Annotated in this window: 14 protein-coding genes and 1 pseudogene; 1 reads left to right on the top strand and 14 read right to left on the bottom strand. The window is 60.5% G+C overall.

Going from position 1 to position 15,966, the window contains the following annotated elements; genetic code table 11:
* Positions 1–59 precede the first annotated feature (59 nt).
* The 14 genes and pseudogenes from tatC to HED64_RS14475 all read right to left on the bottom strand — a co-directional run bounded on the left by tatC (position 60) and on the right by HED64_RS14475 (position 14,882).
* Positions 60–839 (bottom strand): twin-arginine translocase subunit TatC, encoded by a 780-nt coding sequence (gene tatC / locus HED64_RS14410; protein ID WP_132360953.1) that lies wholly within the window; start codon positions 837–839, stop codon positions 60–62.
* Positions 840–902: 63 nt separating this feature from the next.
* A complete protein-coding gene (tatA, locus tag HED64_RS14415) occupies positions 903–1,127 on the bottom strand; it encodes a Sec-independent protein translocase subunit TatA (protein ID WP_168152702.1) in 225 nt (74 codons plus the stop codon).
* Between the two features lie 397 nt (positions 1,128–1,524).
* Entirely contained in the window at positions 1,525–3,480 is a 1,956-nt protein-coding gene (locus HED64_RS14420) for a WYL domain-containing protein (protein WP_168152703.1), read from the bottom strand.
* Positions 3,481–3,600: 120 nt separating this feature from the next.
* Complete coding sequence (locus HED64_RS14425) at positions 3,601–3,996, bottom strand: FKBP-type peptidyl-prolyl cis-trans isomerase (protein WP_132357693.1); 396 nt, start codon at positions 3,994–3,996, stop codon at positions 3,601–3,603.
* A gap of 38 nt (positions 3,997–4,034) precedes the next feature.
* Positions 4,035–4,982, bottom strand: coding sequence for an FKBP-type peptidyl-prolyl cis-trans isomerase (locus tag HED64_RS14430; protein ID WP_168152704.1), 948 nt, complete (start codon positions 4,980–4,982; stop codon positions 4,035–4,037).
* 141 nt (positions 4,983–5,123) lie between these two features.
* A complete protein-coding gene (gene pafA / locus HED64_RS14435) occupies positions 5,124–6,497 on the bottom strand; it encodes a Pup--protein ligase (protein WP_168152705.1) in 1,374 nt (457 codons plus the stop codon).
* A gap of 4 nt (positions 6,498–6,501) precedes the next feature.
* Positions 6,502–7,212, bottom strand: a complete 711-nt coding sequence (gene prcA / locus HED64_RS14440) for a proteasome subunit alpha (protein WP_168152706.1) — start codon at positions 7,210–7,212, stop codon at positions 6,502–6,504.
* The gene (gene prcB / locus HED64_RS14445) at positions 7,213–8,004 is read right to left on the bottom strand and encodes a proteasome subunit beta (protein ID WP_168152707.1); all 792 of its coding nucleotides are present in this window, start codon (positions 8,002–8,004) and stop codon (positions 7,213–7,215) included.
* Complete coding sequence (locus tag HED64_RS14450) at positions 8,001–8,186, bottom strand: ubiquitin-like protein Pup (RefSeq protein WP_168152708.1); 186 nt, start codon at positions 8,184–8,186, stop codon at positions 8,001–8,003. Before HED64_RS14450 ends, prcB begins: the two co-directional genes overlap by 4 nt.
* A gap of 116 nt (positions 8,187–8,302) precedes the next feature.
* Positions 8,303–9,883, bottom strand: coding sequence for a depupylase/deamidase Dop (dop, locus tag HED64_RS14455; RefSeq protein ID WP_168152774.1), 1,581 nt, complete (start codon positions 9,881–9,883; stop codon positions 8,303–8,305).
* Positions 9,884–9,897: 14 nt separating this feature from the next.
* Positions 9,898–11,638, bottom strand: a pseudogene (arc, locus tag HED64_RS14460) (proteasome ATPase).
* Between the two features lie 194 nt (positions 11,639–11,832).
* Positions 11,833–12,942 carry a tRNA (adenine-N1)-methyltransferase gene (locus HED64_RS14465; protein WP_168152710.1) on the bottom strand — a complete coding sequence of 370 codons (1,110 nt, stop codon included), beginning with the start codon at positions 12,940–12,942 and terminating at the stop codon, positions 11,833–11,835.
* 81 nt (positions 12,943–13,023) lie between these two features.
* Positions 13,024–14,166, bottom strand: a complete 1,143-nt coding sequence (locus tag HED64_RS14470) for a site-2 protease family protein (protein WP_168152711.1) — start codon at positions 14,164–14,166, stop codon at positions 13,024–13,026.
* Positions 14,163–14,882, bottom strand: a complete 720-nt coding sequence (locus HED64_RS14475) for an HAD family hydrolase (RefSeq protein WP_168152712.1) — start codon at positions 14,880–14,882, stop codon at positions 14,163–14,165. Before HED64_RS14475 ends, HED64_RS14470 begins: the two co-directional genes overlap by 4 nt.
* Positions 14,883–14,955: 73 nt before the next feature.
* Between HED64_RS14475 and HED64_RS14480 the strand changes: the two genes are divergently transcribed.
* Positions 14,956–15,945, top strand: coding sequence for a PAC2 family protein (locus HED64_RS14480; RefSeq protein ID WP_168152775.1), 990 nt, complete (start codon positions 14,956–14,958; stop codon positions 15,943–15,945).
* Positions 15,946–15,966: the final 21 nt, after the last annotated feature.

The raw sequence follows: 15,966 nt of genomic DNA on the forward strand, positions 1-15,966 counted from the left end.
ACGACCCCTTTCAGGACATTAGAAAATGTTCCCGTGCCCAGATGTGGGCACGGGAACATTTAGGGAAGATCGGGTGTCTCGGGAAGATGTGAACCTTCACCAGCGCTTGCGGCTGTTTCGGCCTCAAGCTTGGCTCGCTTCTTATCTCGCTTGCGATCATTGAAGAAGCAAATTAGCGTCGCCGTAGCGAACGTGACAAATAGCGGACCGCCGAGGGCAAACATGGTGATGGCGTCGCCACCTGGTGCTGCCATTGCTGCCACCAAGGCAATCAAAAACACGGTGATGCGCCAGTGCTTCAGGATCATTTTGGCTTTGAGGATTCCAACCATGTTCAAGCCGACCATTAGGACCGGTGCCAACATGGCGAGACCGAAGGCAATGAGCAGACGGAAAACGAACGGAAGGTACGTGTCCGTCGTCAGCCATGACTGAGCGTTTTCCGGCGTCAAAGAAATGAAGAACTTCAACGCATGGGGCAGAACCCAGTAGGCCATGCCAACACCAAAGAGGAACAGTGGCACAGCAGCGGAGGCAAACGCCAAAGCCGTGTTGCGTTCTTTCTTCTTCAACCCCGGGACAATAAATGCCCACAACTGGTAGATCCAGATGGGCGCGGAGAAGACCAAACCCAAGAGTAAAGAAGTCTTGAGCATGATATCGAACGGTGCCATGACGGAGGCATAGTTGACTTCGCCGCCGTTTTCAATCACGGGAGCCATGATCAATCGGAGGACATCGTCATAGAGGAAGAAGCCTCCGACGGTGCCTAGAACGAGGGCGATCAGCGAAATGAAAAGGCGATTCCTGGCTTCAACCAGGTGTGCCTTCAGGGCCATGCGCCCCTCAGGGTCCTTCTTTCGCCCTTTTTTCGGAGTGGTCTCTTGTTCGCTCACGAAAGGCTAGGCGTTGTTCTCACGACGGTCGGGATCAACAATCTTGCCTTCAACGGTCTCTTCGGCCGCCTCAGGATTCTTGTCGTCATCCTTCATCTGTCGAACCTCGGACTTGAAGATACGCAGGGACTGGCCAACGGAACGAGCCAAGCCTGGAAGCTTCGGGGCACCGAACAGCAAAAGTGCCAAAATTACGATGATGACCAGATGCCATCCTTGGATTCCACCCATGAGGAACCTACCTTTCAATCACTTTAAGTCTACAGTCAGAACAGCTCGAGGTCGGCCACACGTTGGGGTTGACCTCGTCGAGTCTTTCGCTGAACACGAGCATCTCGACGTGCCGTTGAACGTCTGAGCTTCCCCGCCTCGCGAGCCTCGCTGGCGTCCTCGGGATCCTGGAACAAGGCTGCGACTCCCGAGGGTGTGCGATCTACTGGTTCGGGATACGCGTACGTTTCACCTGGGGGTTCCATTGCCACCCCGATGCTCTCCATTGCCTCTCCCACGTCAGCGACGAGGCGCATGGAACCGCGAAACAACCGAATTGCGGCTAATACGAGGAATAGCACCGTACCCAACACCAAAACGACCCACAGAAGGATCCAGAACCACCAGGGCAACATAACTATTTAACTTCCTTGTTCTCGACTGCCTTACGCAGCCAGGCTTGAACCTCGGTGCGCAAGAGTTCTGGTGCGATGACCCGCAGATCACCGCCGTGAAAAGCGACCATTCCAGCGATGCTGGAGAGTGAGGTCATTCGGATCTGGGCGATCGTTTCGTCTTCGCCACGGGCCCACTGCTCCGGAGAATATTCATCTACCAGCGAAGACAGACGCGACCCAAAACCAAGCACCACGAGTTCGTCGGTAGGGCCGGGCGTGAAGTAGATGTCCTCATTGTCTTCATGGCGCTCGATATCCCACTCGAAGGTCTTCGCTGTGGGGTTCACGGTTTGGATCCTGTCGATGCGGAAACTCCGGATCTCTCCGTTGGGAACGGAATAGGCGCGTAGGTACTGTCTACCCGCATGCTCCAGGATTCGGATCGGTTCCACTTCCCGAACCCCCACGGCGTCACTCGACGCACTGTAGTAATTCAAGTCAACAACCCGTCGTGTGCGGATAGCCGAAACTAAGGTGGCATAGTTTTCGTTTTCCTCGCTGGACCGCAAGGCAATGGAGAGCACGGATTCCAGACCCTCAAAGCCCACCGCGGCAGACTGTAACTTTGCGTAGGCGGAATCGATAGCCGAGGCATGTTCAAAGTGGGGTAGGCCGCGCAGTGAGGCCAGACCGGCGAGCATCGTCGCGGCTTCCGTCAAACTCAGCTTGATGGGTGCGTTCAGGGCCTCGGCATTATTGATGCTGATCGCGCCGGTCTCCCATTCAACATCGATGAGCTCATCGGGTAGGCCGTTGGGTACTCCGCACATCATGATGGTTTGCAGATGCGCCAGTAGCTGCTTCTCACTCAGCCCGAAATGAGTGGCCGTCTGTTCAACGGTCGGAGAGCCGTACTTCGCCACATAGGAGATGATGTCGAGGTTCAGCGCAACGGCCTCGGTCGACGGTGGGCGACCGGCATTACGCCGTTTGCTCAGTTTGTAGTCGGGGACAGCCTTGAGCTGAGCCTCTAGGGCCCGGTCAAGTTTATTCTGAACTTCGGTAACCAAGTGCGGGGGTTCGAGCACTCGTGCGGCGGCACCGAGCTTGGCAATATCCGCAGCCAAGCCCATCATGTCGTGGAATTGAAGTGTCACGTCGTCGTCCTGAGAACCGGGAATTACCGATTCCGCCTTGGACCGAAGTACCCAACCGGCCTCCTTGGCCACGGTGATACGTGCAGTCTGACCGGCAATGTCCGGATCGAGGGCTGCCAGAGATTCTGACATATTAAATCCTGGCGGTCGCGAGGAATGGGCTTGGCCGGTGCGAATACCACTCAGAATGCGGGTGAGGCGGAAAATCCGGACTGCCTCACGGTCATGATCAAAGCCGGCGAGGTACCAGTTGCCGAAGCGTTGGCCGATCCCCCACGCGTCGAGGGTTCGTTGAGTGGAGCGCCCCTGGGAATCGAGATAATCAAAGCTCAACACCTGACGAGCCCAGACCGCTTCGAGGCAGGCGCCGAAGGCCGGTCCAGCGGCCTGTAGTCGAGGAACATACTCGGTGAAGCTGACTCCGCGCCCGGAATCTTCAAGTCCGGCCGACAACCGGCCGTTGGCACGGGTGGCCGAAGACTCAAAATCGGTGTCTTTCCAGAGCTGCGCGGCAAGGCCCAAGGCAGCTGCTTCTTCGGTGGTGAAACTAACCTCTGGAAGTCGGTAGCTCTCCGGGGTGATCAAGTAACGTTCCTCGGCATCAGTTCCGAGGGTCTTCACCGGAACCCCCATCTCACGCAGGTCCTTCTTGTCCCTATCGAACTTCCTGTCGAAGGCCGCGTCACCGAGACCCTTGTAATCATCGACAATTTTTCGAAGTTCACGCTTGGAATATCCATGCGGAGTATTGATGAGCGCATAGGTGAGACTGACGAGTTTCTCGGCACGAGATGGAACGCCTGAGTTATTTTGAGCCACGTTCGCAAGATTACCCCGATGTCCTGAACGTGGGCCAATGCCACACCGCGTTAACGACCTTTGGCCGTCTTCTCCCGGTTTAACTTGGGAAAATACGGCCAAAGGCGTAAAGCGGGGTGCTTAGCGCACAGACACCAGGTCCACCACGAAGATGAGTGCTTCGTTGGGGCCGATGGCTCCACCTGCGCCGCGAGATCCATAGGCCATCTCGGACGGAATCTCCAGACGGCGACGTCCACCGACCTTCATCCCGATCAGACCCTGGTCCCAGCCCTGGATAACCTGGCCGACTCCGGCACGGAAGTCCAGCGGTGCGCCGCGGCCCCAGGACGCGTCAAACTCTTCGCCGGTGGACCATGCCACGCCGACGTAGTGAGCGGAGATGTTTGAGCCCGGCACAACTTCGGCGCCGTCGCCGGGGATCAAATCCACGATCTTCAGCTCGGTAGGAGCATCGGTACCCGGAAAATCGATCTCCGGCTTGGTGCGGTCGTATTCACGCTGTCCAAAAGACATAGTGGAATCCTTTCGGTTGATGACTGGAAGTGTCTAAGTTACTTTACTTCTTTGATCTCTACGAAGAAGACCAAATTACCCGCTGGGGCACCGGCTGCTCCGGCATAGGCGAGATCCGTCGGGATGCTCAGCATGACCTGGGTGCCGGCCTTCAGACCCGTGAGGCCTTGGGTCCAGCCCTTGATGACCTGGGTGAGGCCAAATTCGGACGGTTCTCCGCGGTCATAGCTGGAGTCGAACTGCTTTCCGTCGCTCCAGGTGACGCCCGTGTAGTTGGCGCTCACCGTTGAAGTCTCGGTGGCCACCTTGCCGGTGCCCTCCTTGATGACATCAACTACGAGGCCAGCTGGCGCTTCCTTGCCCTTGGGGATGGTGATGACGGGCTTGCCGTCCTTCATCTCGGCGGTCGGCAGTGCGCCTTCGTCCTTCAACTTCTTAACCTCGTCCGCACCGAGCTTCTTGGAGGCCTCCGGGATCGCCTCGGTGGACAAAACCTTCAAAACGACGACGGTTTCGGCGGCGGCAGCAGCGCTTGGGCTGGCCGAGGGGGCAGCGGATTCGCTGGACGAGGCCGCTGCTTCAGCAACCGGCTCAACCATGGCAACCCACGAGCCGACCTTGGCCTGCATCAGCGTTTCGTAGAGTGCAGGCAGCTGGGTCTTGAATTCATCGTTGATTGGCAGTGTCACCGGTTCACCGGAGAAACCCGAACCAACCAGGCTGCCATCCTTGGCGTTGTAGGCGATCGACTTGAACTTGATGTTCTGGTTTTCTTCGATCTTGTCGCCCTTGCCCTTAACGATGACCTGAGCACCGGTTTCGGTGGCGACCAGCGGGGAATCAAAAGTGACGGTGGGATCCGAGGCGTCATCGGCCCCCGGGGTGACTTTAACGGAAGAAAGGGGGGCAGTATTGCCACTGGATGCCATCTCGGTTGAACCGCAGGCCGTCACTAGCAGCAATGAAGCCGTTGCAACGAGTGCCATAACTTTGCGCACGAAATCAACTTTCAGTAGGGGAATTTGGAGACTGCAGACACCCACACTGAATGGTGAGTTAAAAAACAGACTTAAGCCAGCTTAAAGGGTGAAACTGTGAATCACCTTATTATCCGCGGCATTTTGGCCCTAAACAGGGCCGCTCAAGGAGCTGATGAGGGCATCAACTCGCGGATCTTGGTTGGCGAATGGGTCTTTACACAAGACCGTCTGCCCGGGGTGGTCATTAAGCTTCAGGTGCACCCAATCCACGGTGAAATCGCGTTCGGCATTTTTTGCCGCACGCACAAAATCCCCACGCATTTTTGCCCGGGTACTCTGTGGCGGATGATCCACGGCAAAGTCGATATCATCCTGATCAACCACGGCTTTTGCCCGCCCACGGGCGGCCAACAAATGGAAGAGCCCGCGCCGGGTATCAATGTCGTGATAAGTCAGATCAAGCTGGGCCAGGCGCTGCGCCCCGAGGTCCAATTGGTGACGGTTAGCGTAGGCGGAGATCAGCTTGTGCTTGATCGCCCAATCAATTTCTGTGTCAATGGAGGAAAAATTGCCCGACTCCACGGCATCAAGGGTGCGGGTCCACAGATCAAGCACCGCTGGCACCTGATCGTGATGTGCTCCCTCGGTAGCAACAAAATCGGTGGCAAGAGCCAGGAAACGGCGCTGGAGTTCTAGAGCCGTCAGTTGCTTACCGGTCGCCAGACGAATAACAGTTTTGCCATTGAAGTCGTGCGATATTTCACGGATTGAACGGATCGGGTTTTCCAACCGCAGATCGTCCATGACTTTTCCCGATTCGATGATGCGCAGCATCAGGTCGGTGGCGCCGAGCTTCAGTAATTGGGTGGTCTCGGACATGTTCGAGTCCCCCACAATCACGTGGAGCCGACGGAAGTATTCTGCATCCGCATGCGGTTCATCGCGAGTGTTAATGATGGGCCGTGAGCGGGTGGTCGCCGAGGAGACGCCCTCCCACACGTGATCGGCGCGCTGCGAAAATGAGTACAGCGGCACCCCCTCCACGTTCACGATCTTTCCGGCACCGGCGATCAGCTGCCGAGTGACCAAGAACGGAATCAGGATCTCGGCCAGGCGGGCAAATTCGAGCTTGCGTGGAATTAGGAAGTTCTCATGGCAGCCATAGGAATTGCCGGCGGTGTCGGTGTTGTTCTTAAAGAGGTACAGCTTGCCGTTGAACCCATCGGCGGCCATGCGTTCTTCCGCGCTGGCTACCAGATCATTGAGGATCGACTCCCCCGCCCGATCATGAGCGATCAGCTGCCTCAGCCCATCACATTCGGCCGTGGCGTACTCGGGGTGCGAACCCACATCGAGGTATAGCCGCGAACCGTTGGTCAGGAACACGTTCGAGCTCCGGCCCCAGGCAACGACCCGACGGAAAAGGTATCGGGCGGATTCCTCTGGGGTCAACGGACGGCCCGTGGGGTCCGAATAATTGATTCCGTACTCGGTCTCGATGCCCATGATTCTGCGGTCCATGTGTCTACTTCCTTGAACCCAAAATGCGGGCAATGGTGGGGGTGTCGAGTCGGCGGAAATGGCGATGCGAGCCGGTGGAGGTCACGCGCTCCAACATGGCGACTTCCAAGAGGCGTGCGTCTTCGGGGCTTTCTCCCACGCCAGGAAGCACGTGGGCTGCGGCGCGAATGACCTCATCGATGCCGGCCGCGTTGAGGTCCTTGCCCGACCAGTAGCCGTTCCAGGATTCGCGGAGGGCCGGGGTGTCGCCACCCATGATGATGTGTCCGGGTTGTTCGGCGATGGACCCATCAAAATTCAGTGAGAACAGGGTGTCATCTTCCGGGGATTCCCCGATTTCCAGTACCGCGAGTTCCACCTCAAAGGGTTTGGCCTCTGCGGTGAATACTGCGCCCAAGGACTGGGCGTAGACACTGGCAAGACCCCTGCCGGTCACGTCGAAGCGCGAGTAGGAGTACCCGCGGGTGTCCGCATACCGCACTCCGGCCTGACGCAGGGACTCAAACTCGTTGTACTTGCCCACCGCGGCGAAAGCGATCCGGTCGTAGATCTCACCGATCTTGTGGAGCGAACCCGAAGGGTTCTCGGCGATCAGCGCGATCCCGTCGGCGCAGGAGGCCACAATGACCGCACGTCCACGGGCGATCCCCTTCCGGGCGAAGTCAGCCCGGTCCTTCATGAGTTGTTCGGGCGAAACGTAATATTGCGCGCTCATCTAAGCTTCCTTCCCGCTCGCGGTACGTTCGGCGATGATCTCACGTGCCATATCGGACAAGATCGGTTCTTCCACACGATGAGCTCCGGTGGCATCTACGGTGTAAACCACTGGCCACAGCCCGCGCACCGGGTCCGGTCCGCCGGTGGCCGAATCATCATCTGCCGCGTCGTAGAGTGCCTCCACCGCAATTTTCACCGCGGCGGTGGCACCCAGACCGGGTTCCCAGAGTTTCTTCAGGGCACCGCGGGCATAGGGAGAACCCGAGCCGATGCAATGGTGTTCTACCTCTTCATAGAGGCCACCGGTGATATCGAAGGAGAAAATCCGCCCCGACCCAGCAAATGTATCGAAACCAGCGAAAAGCGGGACCACGCTCATACCTTGCATGGCCATCTGCAAATTGGAGCGAATCATCGAAGCTAGCCGATTGGCCTTGCCATCAAGGGAGAGTCGGGTGCCCTCGATCTTTTCGTAGTGCTCCAGCTCCACGCGAAAGAGCTTGGCAATGTCGATGGCTATCCCGGCGGTGCCCGCAATGCCCAGAACGGAATAGTGGTCGGTCTCGAAGACCTTCTCAATGCGCCGGCTGGCGATAACGTTGCCCATGGTCGCGCGGCGGTCCCCCGCCATCACGATTCCATCCGCGTAGCTCAGCGCCACGATGGTGGTGCCATGCGGTGCCTTGATAGTTGCCTCCCCTAGCGGCACGGTACTGGTGGCTGGCAACAGATCTGGCCGGTCCCGGGTGAGGTGCTCAAAAAATGAGGGCCCGGGACCGAGCTCAATCACTGACCACCCTTTTGCACAAAGCCGCGCACAAATTCTTCGGCGTTTCGTTCCAGGACGCCGTCAATTTCATCGAGCAGGTCATCTACTCCGGCGTCCTGACCCGCGGCAACATTAAGATCTTCGGTGGTCTCTTGCGCTTGGGTTTCTTCACGGCGCTGGGCCGAGTGCTGTTCCTGAGTCATGATGTGCCGCACTTTCTGTAACTTTTCGGGGATCAGCCGCAGCCATGCACTAGCTGTGGTGGAGGTTCATTCCATTTCCGCCTTTGATGATTCCATCTTGCCACTGGGTAGGGTCTTTAGCTCCTCAGCGCGGCGATGAACTCGTGGATCTCCAATTCTCGATCCAGGAGCTCCCCCACCAGGGCGCGCGTGCCACGCAACGGCTCAAGGGTGGAGACGCGTTCAAGGCGTCGGGCACCGGGCACCGTGAAGGACACCGAATCCCAACTCGCGGCAACCACAAATTCCGGGTACTGGTTTAAGACTCGTCCCCGGAAGTAGGCGCGGGTGTCCTCCGGCGGATGAGCAGCCGCGTGGGCGATCTGTTCGCCCGAGTAGAGCACCTCCATCATGCCGCGGGCGGCCAAGCGATGGTACAGGCCTTTTTCCGGGCGGATATCTGCCCATTGCAGGTCCATCAGCGCGATCCGCGAATCACTGAAATCCACTCCGTGGCGTTGAGCGTAGGCACTCATCAGCTTGTACTTGGCCACCCAATCCACGGTGCTAGCCGCGGAGAAGATGTCGGTTTCCAGTTGCTGCAGGGTTTCTTCCCAACGGCGCTGGACTTCCACCGTGGCCTCATCCAGCGCATCGGAGGTGGCGCTGTGTTCGGCCGCGGCAGCCGCGTAGATTCTTTGGATCTGCAGGGCGGTAAGCCGGCGCCCGTCCACCAATTCGACGGTGGTTGATAGCGACGGATCGTGGCTGATGGCCTGCAAGGCGGCGACGGGGTCACGAAGTTCGATGTGCGGGGCGGTGCCAGCCTCAATCATCGAGAGCACGAGGGCGGTGGTGCCGGTGCGCAGCAGTGTGGAGATTTGCCCGAGGTTCGCATCCCCGATGATCACGTGCAGCCGACGGTACTTTTCCCAGTGCGCGTGCGGCTCATCACGGGTATTGATGATGGGGCGACGAATCGTGGTCTCCAGGCCGATCTGTGCCTCAAAGAAGTCGGCGCGGGCAGAGATCTGGAAACCGGGGTATTGCCCCAGCATGCCGCGGCCCACACGGCCGGAGCCGCAGATGATTTGGCGGGTGACAAAAAACGGGATGAGTCCGGCCGCGATGTTCTCGAAGGGCACCGAGCGTGGCATCAGATAGTTTTCGTGCGCCCCATAGGACACCGACTTGTTATCGGTGTTGTTTTTGTACAGGTGGATATCCGGAACACCGGCCAGCGATTCGATCCGGCGCATGGCTGCCAACGCGACGTGATCCCCTGCCTGATCCCAGAGCACCGCCGCAAAGGGATTGGAGGTTTCCGGGGAGGAATATTCCGGGTGCGCGTGATCCACATACAGCCGGGCTCCGTTGCCCAGCACCATGTTCATCAACACCTCGTGGCCGGCCTCGGCCTCCTCATACAGGGTGGAGCCAATCCTCGTATCCCCGCCGGCCAGCGCGACGGCCTCGGCGTCGAGTTCCGGCTCCTGATCGGTGAGCTGGGAGGGATCGGCGGAGGCACGATCGATGCTGAAGCCGCGCGCATCATTCAGCGGAGTCTCATCGGTGTAGTCCCAATGCGTACCCGCGATGGCTCCGCGCCCCGCACGCACCAGTGCGGCATAGGAGTTGATGACCTGGGCGGAGAGCATCGTGGCATTGGCCCCGGGCATCGAGGGCGCCAACACGCCGTACTCGGTCTCCAGACCCATGACCCGATGCACGCTCACAGGTACTGTCCCGTCTCCGGTACACCGGGGGTCGACAGGGATTTGCCGCGGCCATTTTTATCGGCCACGATGGTGCGAATGAAGGTGATGCGTTCACCCTTGCGCCCGGAAATTCGGGCCCAGTCATCGGGATTGGTGGTATTGGGCATGTCCTCGTGCTCGTGGAATTCTTCCACCACCGCGTCCAGCAGGTGTTCCATGCGCAAGCCGCGGGCGCCGCCGGTGAGCAGCGCCTTAATGGCCGACTTTTTCGCCCGATCCACCACGTTGCGGATCACCGCGCCGGAGGAGAAGTCCTTAAAGTAGAGGATTTCGGTCTCGGTATTGGCGTAGGTGACTTCGAGGAACTGATTCTGTTCCCCGGTGGAGTACATGGCATCAACCGTGGCGCCGATCATCGCGCGCACGCAGGCGGCATGATCTCCGCCGTGCTCCGCCAGATCATCGGGGTGCAGCGGCAGATCACCGGTGAGGTACTTGGCGAAGATCTCCGCGGCACCCTGAGCATCGGGGCGCCGAATCTTGATCTTCACATCCAGCCGTCCGGGGCGCAGGATGGCCGGGTCGATCATGTCCTCGCGGTTGGAAGCACCGATGACGATGACGTTATCTAATCGCTCCACCCCGTCGATCTCGGCCAGCAGCTGCGGGACGATCGTCGTTTCCACATCGGAGGAGATGCCGGTGCCGCGGGTGCGGAAGAGCGAGTCCATTTCGTCGAAGAACACCACGACCGGGTTGCCGCTGGCCGCCTTTTCGCGGGCGCGGGCAAAGATCAGCCGAATGTGGCGCTCGGTTTCCCCGACGTACTTATCCAGCAGTTCGGGGCCCTTGATGTTCAGGAAGTAGCTCTTGGCGGTGCCGGTGTCCCCGTTGCGCTCATTGGTGCGTTCGGCCAGCGAGTGTGCCACGGCCTTGGCGATGAGCGTTTTGCCGCAGCCCGGAGGCCCGTAGAGCAGGATGCCCTTGGGCGCGCTCAGCCCGTGTTCGCGGTACAGATCCGGGTGCAGGAAGGGCAGTTCCACCGCGTCGCGGATGGCCTCGATTTGATCACTGAGTCCACCGATGTCGGCGTAGGAGATGTTCGGGACCTCCTCGAGCACCAGGGATTGCATGTCCGAAAGGTGTACCTTTTCCAGGCCCAGACCGGTGCGGGAATCAAGGGTCAGCACGTCGCCCACGCGCACGGTGTCCTTGATCAGGGGGGCGGCCAGGCGGATCACGCGTTGGTCATCTGCCCGTCCCATGGCCACCACGCGGTGATCCTCCAGGACTTCTTTAACCGTGACGAGTTCTCCGGACTTTTCGTAACCGAGCCCCGCGACGATGACCAGAGATTCATTCAGCAGCACGTCCTGGCCGATGGCCAGCTTCTCGAAGTCGAGCAGCGGGGAAATTCCGACGCGCAGTTTGCGTCCGCCCTGGACGATGTCTGCCGACTGCACTCCGGTGGAGGCGATGGCGATACCGGATTCGGGGTGGGAGCGCTGATGTAGTTCGGTGATGGTGCCGTGGCTGAAGGGGGTGTCCCCATCTTTTTCCAGGCCGGACTTGAGGTTCAGGATTTCCGCACGCGTGCGCTCCAGCATGGAGACCAAGCGGGTGTTGTTGGATCCGGCGGAGGCTAGCTGCCGATCGAGTTGACGGTTCTTCTCCCGCACGACGTTCAGTGCCCGTGTTGCCGCTGCTATCTGGCCTTGAAGTACGGTGCGATCTGTCTCTTCGCCCATTATCCACTCGTTTCGCAGTATCGTTCGTGCTCGCATCCCGAAGCTGCTCCGGTACACGTCATCTAGAGTTCCATCCTATGCACCGGATCACCCGTGCGGCAGATATATGACTTTCGGCGCCCGTTTCTCCCCCGCTGACCATGAAGATGGCAGGGGATGAATCGGACGCCGAAGCCTCGGTAGTGCGCGGTGGCGCTGGTGTTACTTGTCCTCGGTCGACTCATCCGTGATAGCCGGCTCGCCCGACTCTGCGGGTTCGACCGGCGCAGCGGCCTCGGTCGCGCGGGGTGCCGAGCCACGCTGGGTCATCGATTTGGCGTCCTTAGCGGCGCGGCGCAGCTTACGAGCAGAGGTGCCACGCTCCCCCAGAGCCTCATGGTTCCAATCCTCCGGAGAATCCGAGCGGGTCCAGGTGGCAAGATCGGCGGCGGAGTAAGTGTGCTCCTTCACGCGCTTGGCACCCGGGATGCCCACCGCTCCATCGGCCAGCCGGCGGCAGGTGATCAGGAAGGCGGTGTGGGCCACCATGCGGTGATCCGGGCGCACTGCCAGACCCTCAACGTGCCAGCCGCGGACCATGGTCTCGAAGGATTCCGGCTCGGTGTACAGGCCGGTGGCGCGGATGGCCTCAACGGTGCGTGACATCTGCGTCACGGTGGCCACGTAGTTAACCCAGACTCCGCCGGGCGCCAGCACGGTAGATACGGCATCAACACATTCCCAGGGCGAGAGCATGTCCAGCACCACGCGGTCCACGGAGCCGGGCTCCTCGGTTTCCAGCACCTTTTCCTGGAAGTCGCCGATGGAGATCTGCCAGGCCGGGTGCGGGCCACCAAAAACGGTGTCCACGTTGCCGCGGGCGATCTCGGCAAATTCTTCACGGCGTTCGAAGGAGTGCAGGTAGCCGGCGTCCCCTACGGCGCGCAGCAGCGACATCGACAGGGCTCCGGAGCCAACGCCGGCTTCCACGACGCGGGCGCCGGGGAAGATGTCACCCATCTGAATGATCTGGGCAGCGTCCTTCGGGTAGACCACGGTGGCGCCGCGCGGCATCGAGAGCACAAAGTCCTTCAGCAGCGGGCGCAATGCCTGGTAACGCACCTCGGCGGTGTTTTGAACGATGCAGCCCTCGGTGGCACCGATCAGCGCATCGTGGTGCAGCACACCCTTATGCGTGTGGAATTCTCCACCTTCGGTCAGCGTGATGGTGGAGATGCGGCGCTTTTCGTCCGTGAGCTGGACCCGGTCTCCGGGGCGGAAGGGGCCGCGGCGGTTGGTGGCACCGTGCGGTGCTGCTGGTGTTTCGCTCATAACTAGGTATTTTCCTTCGTGTTCACGGTGGGGATGTACTCGTGGGAGTGCGTTGATGGGGCCCGGTGGTGCCGGGATTTGTTAGTTAGCCGAGTTCTTCTCGGGCTTGCCGGTGATGGCCGCGACGATGCGGGACTGGGCCAGCAGCCCGATCACCCGATGCGACTCGTCGATGACCGCATATTCGCTGCCCGGCAGGGTAGCGAGGTAGCCGATAAGCGCGCGGCCATCGGCGTTGGCGCTGACCACCGCTCCGGAGCCCAGCGCGCGGGCGGCAGAAAGTGCCGGGGAGGAAACGAGCAGCTCGGGGTGAACCCCGGCCAGCACCGCCTCATCGATCACGCCCACCGGGTTGCCCGACTCATCGATGAGGATGACGCGTCCGCCACGTGAGCCGATCCGCTCGCTCACCTGGGCCAGCGTCGCTTCCTGACGCAGTGCGGTGGCCGGGGTCATCAGCGCACGCACCGAGACCAATGGCAGGCGCAGGCGCAGCTTGGCATGGTTAATGCCCTGGGTGGCACCTGCCCACATAAATCCGCCGACCAGGATCGCGACGATGAGCACCTGGAAGTCCAGCGGTTGATTGTTCACCAGTGGGGTGATGACGAAGTAGCCGACCACCAAAATCACGATGACCCGTCCGGCCCAGCCGGCGGCCACGGTGCCGCGATCCTGACTGCCGGTATAACGCCAGACCGCCGATTCCACCAGACGCCCACCATCAAGGGGTAGGCCCGGGAGCACGTTGAAGATCGCGACCAGCAGGTTGGCCCAAATCAGGATGTCCCAGAGCAGAAGGACCACACCCTGGGGATCCACCGCGTGCAAGAGGAGGTAGCCAAGCCCGGCGATCACAAAGTTGGCGGCGGGACCGGCCATGGCCACGGCCAGCGAGCGGCCGGGGGTGGCGTTAAAGGAGGAGAACTGGGTGTGTCCACCCCAGAGGTTCAGCGTGATGCTGGCCCCGGGCCAGCCGAAGGACTTGGCGGTCAGGGCGTGGGCCAGTTCGTGAATGAGCACCGAGACGGCCAGCAGTACCGCGTAGGTGAAGGCCACCAAATAGGCGGAATAGCCCAATTCTGGCAACGCTCTACCCACCGTGGGTCCGAAGACCAGCACGATGAAGCCGGTAATGATGAACCAAGACCAGGCCAGGGATACCGGCACTCCGAAGATGGAGCCCAGCGGGATTCCACTGCGTTTAGCTGTTGTATCGCTCATGCGCGGCTCGTGACGGTAAGCAGGGATTCAAGGGTGCGCAGGTTCAGCGAGCTCAATGAGTCCACGCGGTGCCAGGCGTCTGAACTCGGCACCTCTGACAGGTGTGGCACCAAAACGGCGGTGATGCCGCTGGCCGCGGCCGAGCTGATTCCGGGAGCCGAGTCCTCCAGCCCGATCACGCGCGTGGCCTCCAGGTCCGGCACATATCCAGCGAGCATTTTCAGGCCCAGCAGATACGGCTCGGGATGCGGTTTGCCTTGAGCGACCATGTCCCCGGTGACGCGGAAGTCGAAGTATTTTTCCGGCAGCTGATCCAGCACCAATTTGGCCAGGGGTTCTTCGGACATGGTGACCAGTCCGCAGGGAATACCCGCGGCGTGAAGTTCGGCCAGCAGTTCTAGGGCGCCGGGGCGCCAGCTGACGTGTTCGGCGACCCCGACTGCGACCTCGTCGATGAGTCGGTTGATGATTTCGCGGGTGGGAAGCTTCACCCCGGCTGCCTGTAGTGCCGCCGCGGAATCGGGCAACGCCTTGCCCACCAGTTCTAGGCCCTGTTCGTGGCTCCAGCGGCCACCAAATTCGGCCACCAAATTCGCTTCGGCGGCCATCCAGTGGGGTTCGGTGTCAAGCAGGGTTCCGTCCATGTCCCACAGCACGCCCTGGATCACGGTGACCTGGGGGCGTACGGGCAAGGGCTCGTAATTCTGGGTTGGCATGAGCCAATTCTAGTGTGTGTGCCGTTGCGCCGACGACCGATGAGCGCGCTAGGGTGAGGATGTGAGCGAAGATATGAATGATCCGGTGACACTTTCATCCCTGGTTTCCGCCTCCACGACGCCACAAGGCGTGCGTCCGGCCATCATGGTGGTCGCTTTCGAGGGCTGGAACGATGCAGGAGATGCCGCGAGCTCGGCCCTGAAACACCTGAAGTCTGCCACCTCGGCGCGCCGACTCGAAGGCATCGGGGACGATGACTACTACGACTACCAATTCTCCCGTCCGCACGTGCGACGCAACGCCAGCGGCAAGCGCGTGGTGAAATGGCCAACAACTCGCATCTACCGCGCGGCGCTGCCACATACAGAGCTTGATCTGTTGCTGGTGCGCGGTGTGGAGCCGACGTATCGATGGAAGGCCTTCATCGCCGAGCTGCTGATGCGCGCAGAGGTGGAGAATGTTCAGGGCGTGATGGCTCTGGGGGCGCTGCTGGCCGATGTTCCGCACACCCGCCCCATTCAGGCCTCCATTTCCAGCGATGATCCGGTGGTCCGCGAGGCGCTGGGCGCCAGCGAATCTACGTATGAGGGTCCGACGGGGATTCTGGGGGTGCTGGCCCAATTTGCTGAGGCTGCGGGTCTGCCCACGGTTTCCATCTGGTCGGCGGTACCGCATTACGTGGCTCAGCCTCCATCGCCGAAGGCAGAACTTGCCATCCTGCATCGCATCGAGGAACTCTTGCCCGTGGGGCTGGACCTGCATGAACTCACCGAGGATGCCCTCGCCTGGGAGCGCGGAGTTAACGCGCTGGCCACGGGAGATGCGGATATTGCCGCCTACGTGCAGCAGCTGGAGCAGGCCCAGGATGAGACTGAGTTGCCCGAGGCCAGCGGTGAGGCCATCGCCAGGGAATTTGAGCGCTATCTTAAACGCCGGCATCGCCCGGGTCCCGCGACCGGGACTTCGGATGCTTCGGCCGTCGAGGGACCCCAGGCTCCCCCGGAATCTCCGCGTTCACCCGATACGCCCGATACGCCCGACACACCCGGCACACCGGAATAGTTCGCCCGCACTTAACGAAAA

The organism is Paeniglutamicibacter terrestris (assembly GCF_012271785.1).
In the GTDB taxonomy this organism is placed as follows: Bacteria; Actinomycetota; Actinomycetes; order Actinomycetales; family Micrococcaceae; genus Paeniglutamicibacter; species Paeniglutamicibacter terrestris.

Coding starts and splice junctions, on each gene's coding strand:
- tatC (WP_132360953.1), bottom strand. CDS start 839: ATGGCCCTGAAGGCACACCTGGTTGAAGCCAGGAATCGCCTTTTCATT.
- tatA (WP_168152702.1), bottom strand. CDS start 1,127: ATGGGTGGAATCCAAGGATGGCATCTGGTCATCATCGTAATTTTGGCA.
- HED64_RS14425 (WP_132357693.1), bottom strand. CDS start 3,996: ATGTCTTTTGGACAGCGTGAATACGACCGCACCAAGCCGGAGATCGAT.
- HED64_RS14430 (WP_168152704.1), bottom strand. CDS start 4,982: ATGGCACTCGTTGCAACGGCTTCATTGCTGCTAGTGACGGCCTGCGGT.
- pafA (WP_168152705.1), bottom strand. CDS start 6,497: ATGGACCGCAGAATCATGGGCATCGAGACCGAGTACGGAATCAATTAT.
- prcA (WP_168152706.1), bottom strand. CDS start 7,212: ATGAGCGCGCAATATTACGTTTCGCCCGAACAACTCATGAAGGACCGG.
- HED64_RS14450 (WP_168152708.1), bottom strand. CDS start 8,186: ATGACTCAGGAACAGCACTCGGCCCAGCGCCGTGAAGAAACCCAAGCG.
- dop (WP_168152774.1), bottom strand. CDS start 9,883: ATGGGTCTGGAGACCGAGTACGGCGTGTTGGCGCCCTCGATGCCCGGG.
- HED64_RS14465 (WP_168152710.1), bottom strand. CDS start 12,942: ATGAGCGAAACACCAGCAGCACCGCACGGTGCCACCAACCGCCGCGGC.
- HED64_RS14470 (WP_168152711.1), bottom strand. CDS start 14,166: ATGAGCGATACAACAGCTAAACGCAGTGGAATCCCGCTGGGCTCCATC.
- HED64_RS14475 (WP_168152712.1), bottom strand. CDS start 14,882: ATGCCAACCCAGAATTACGAGCCCTTGCCCGTACGCCCCCAGGTCACC.
- HED64_RS14480 (WP_168152775.1), top strand. CDS start 14,956: ATGAATGATCCGGTGACACTTTCATCCCTGGTTTCCGCCTCCACGACG.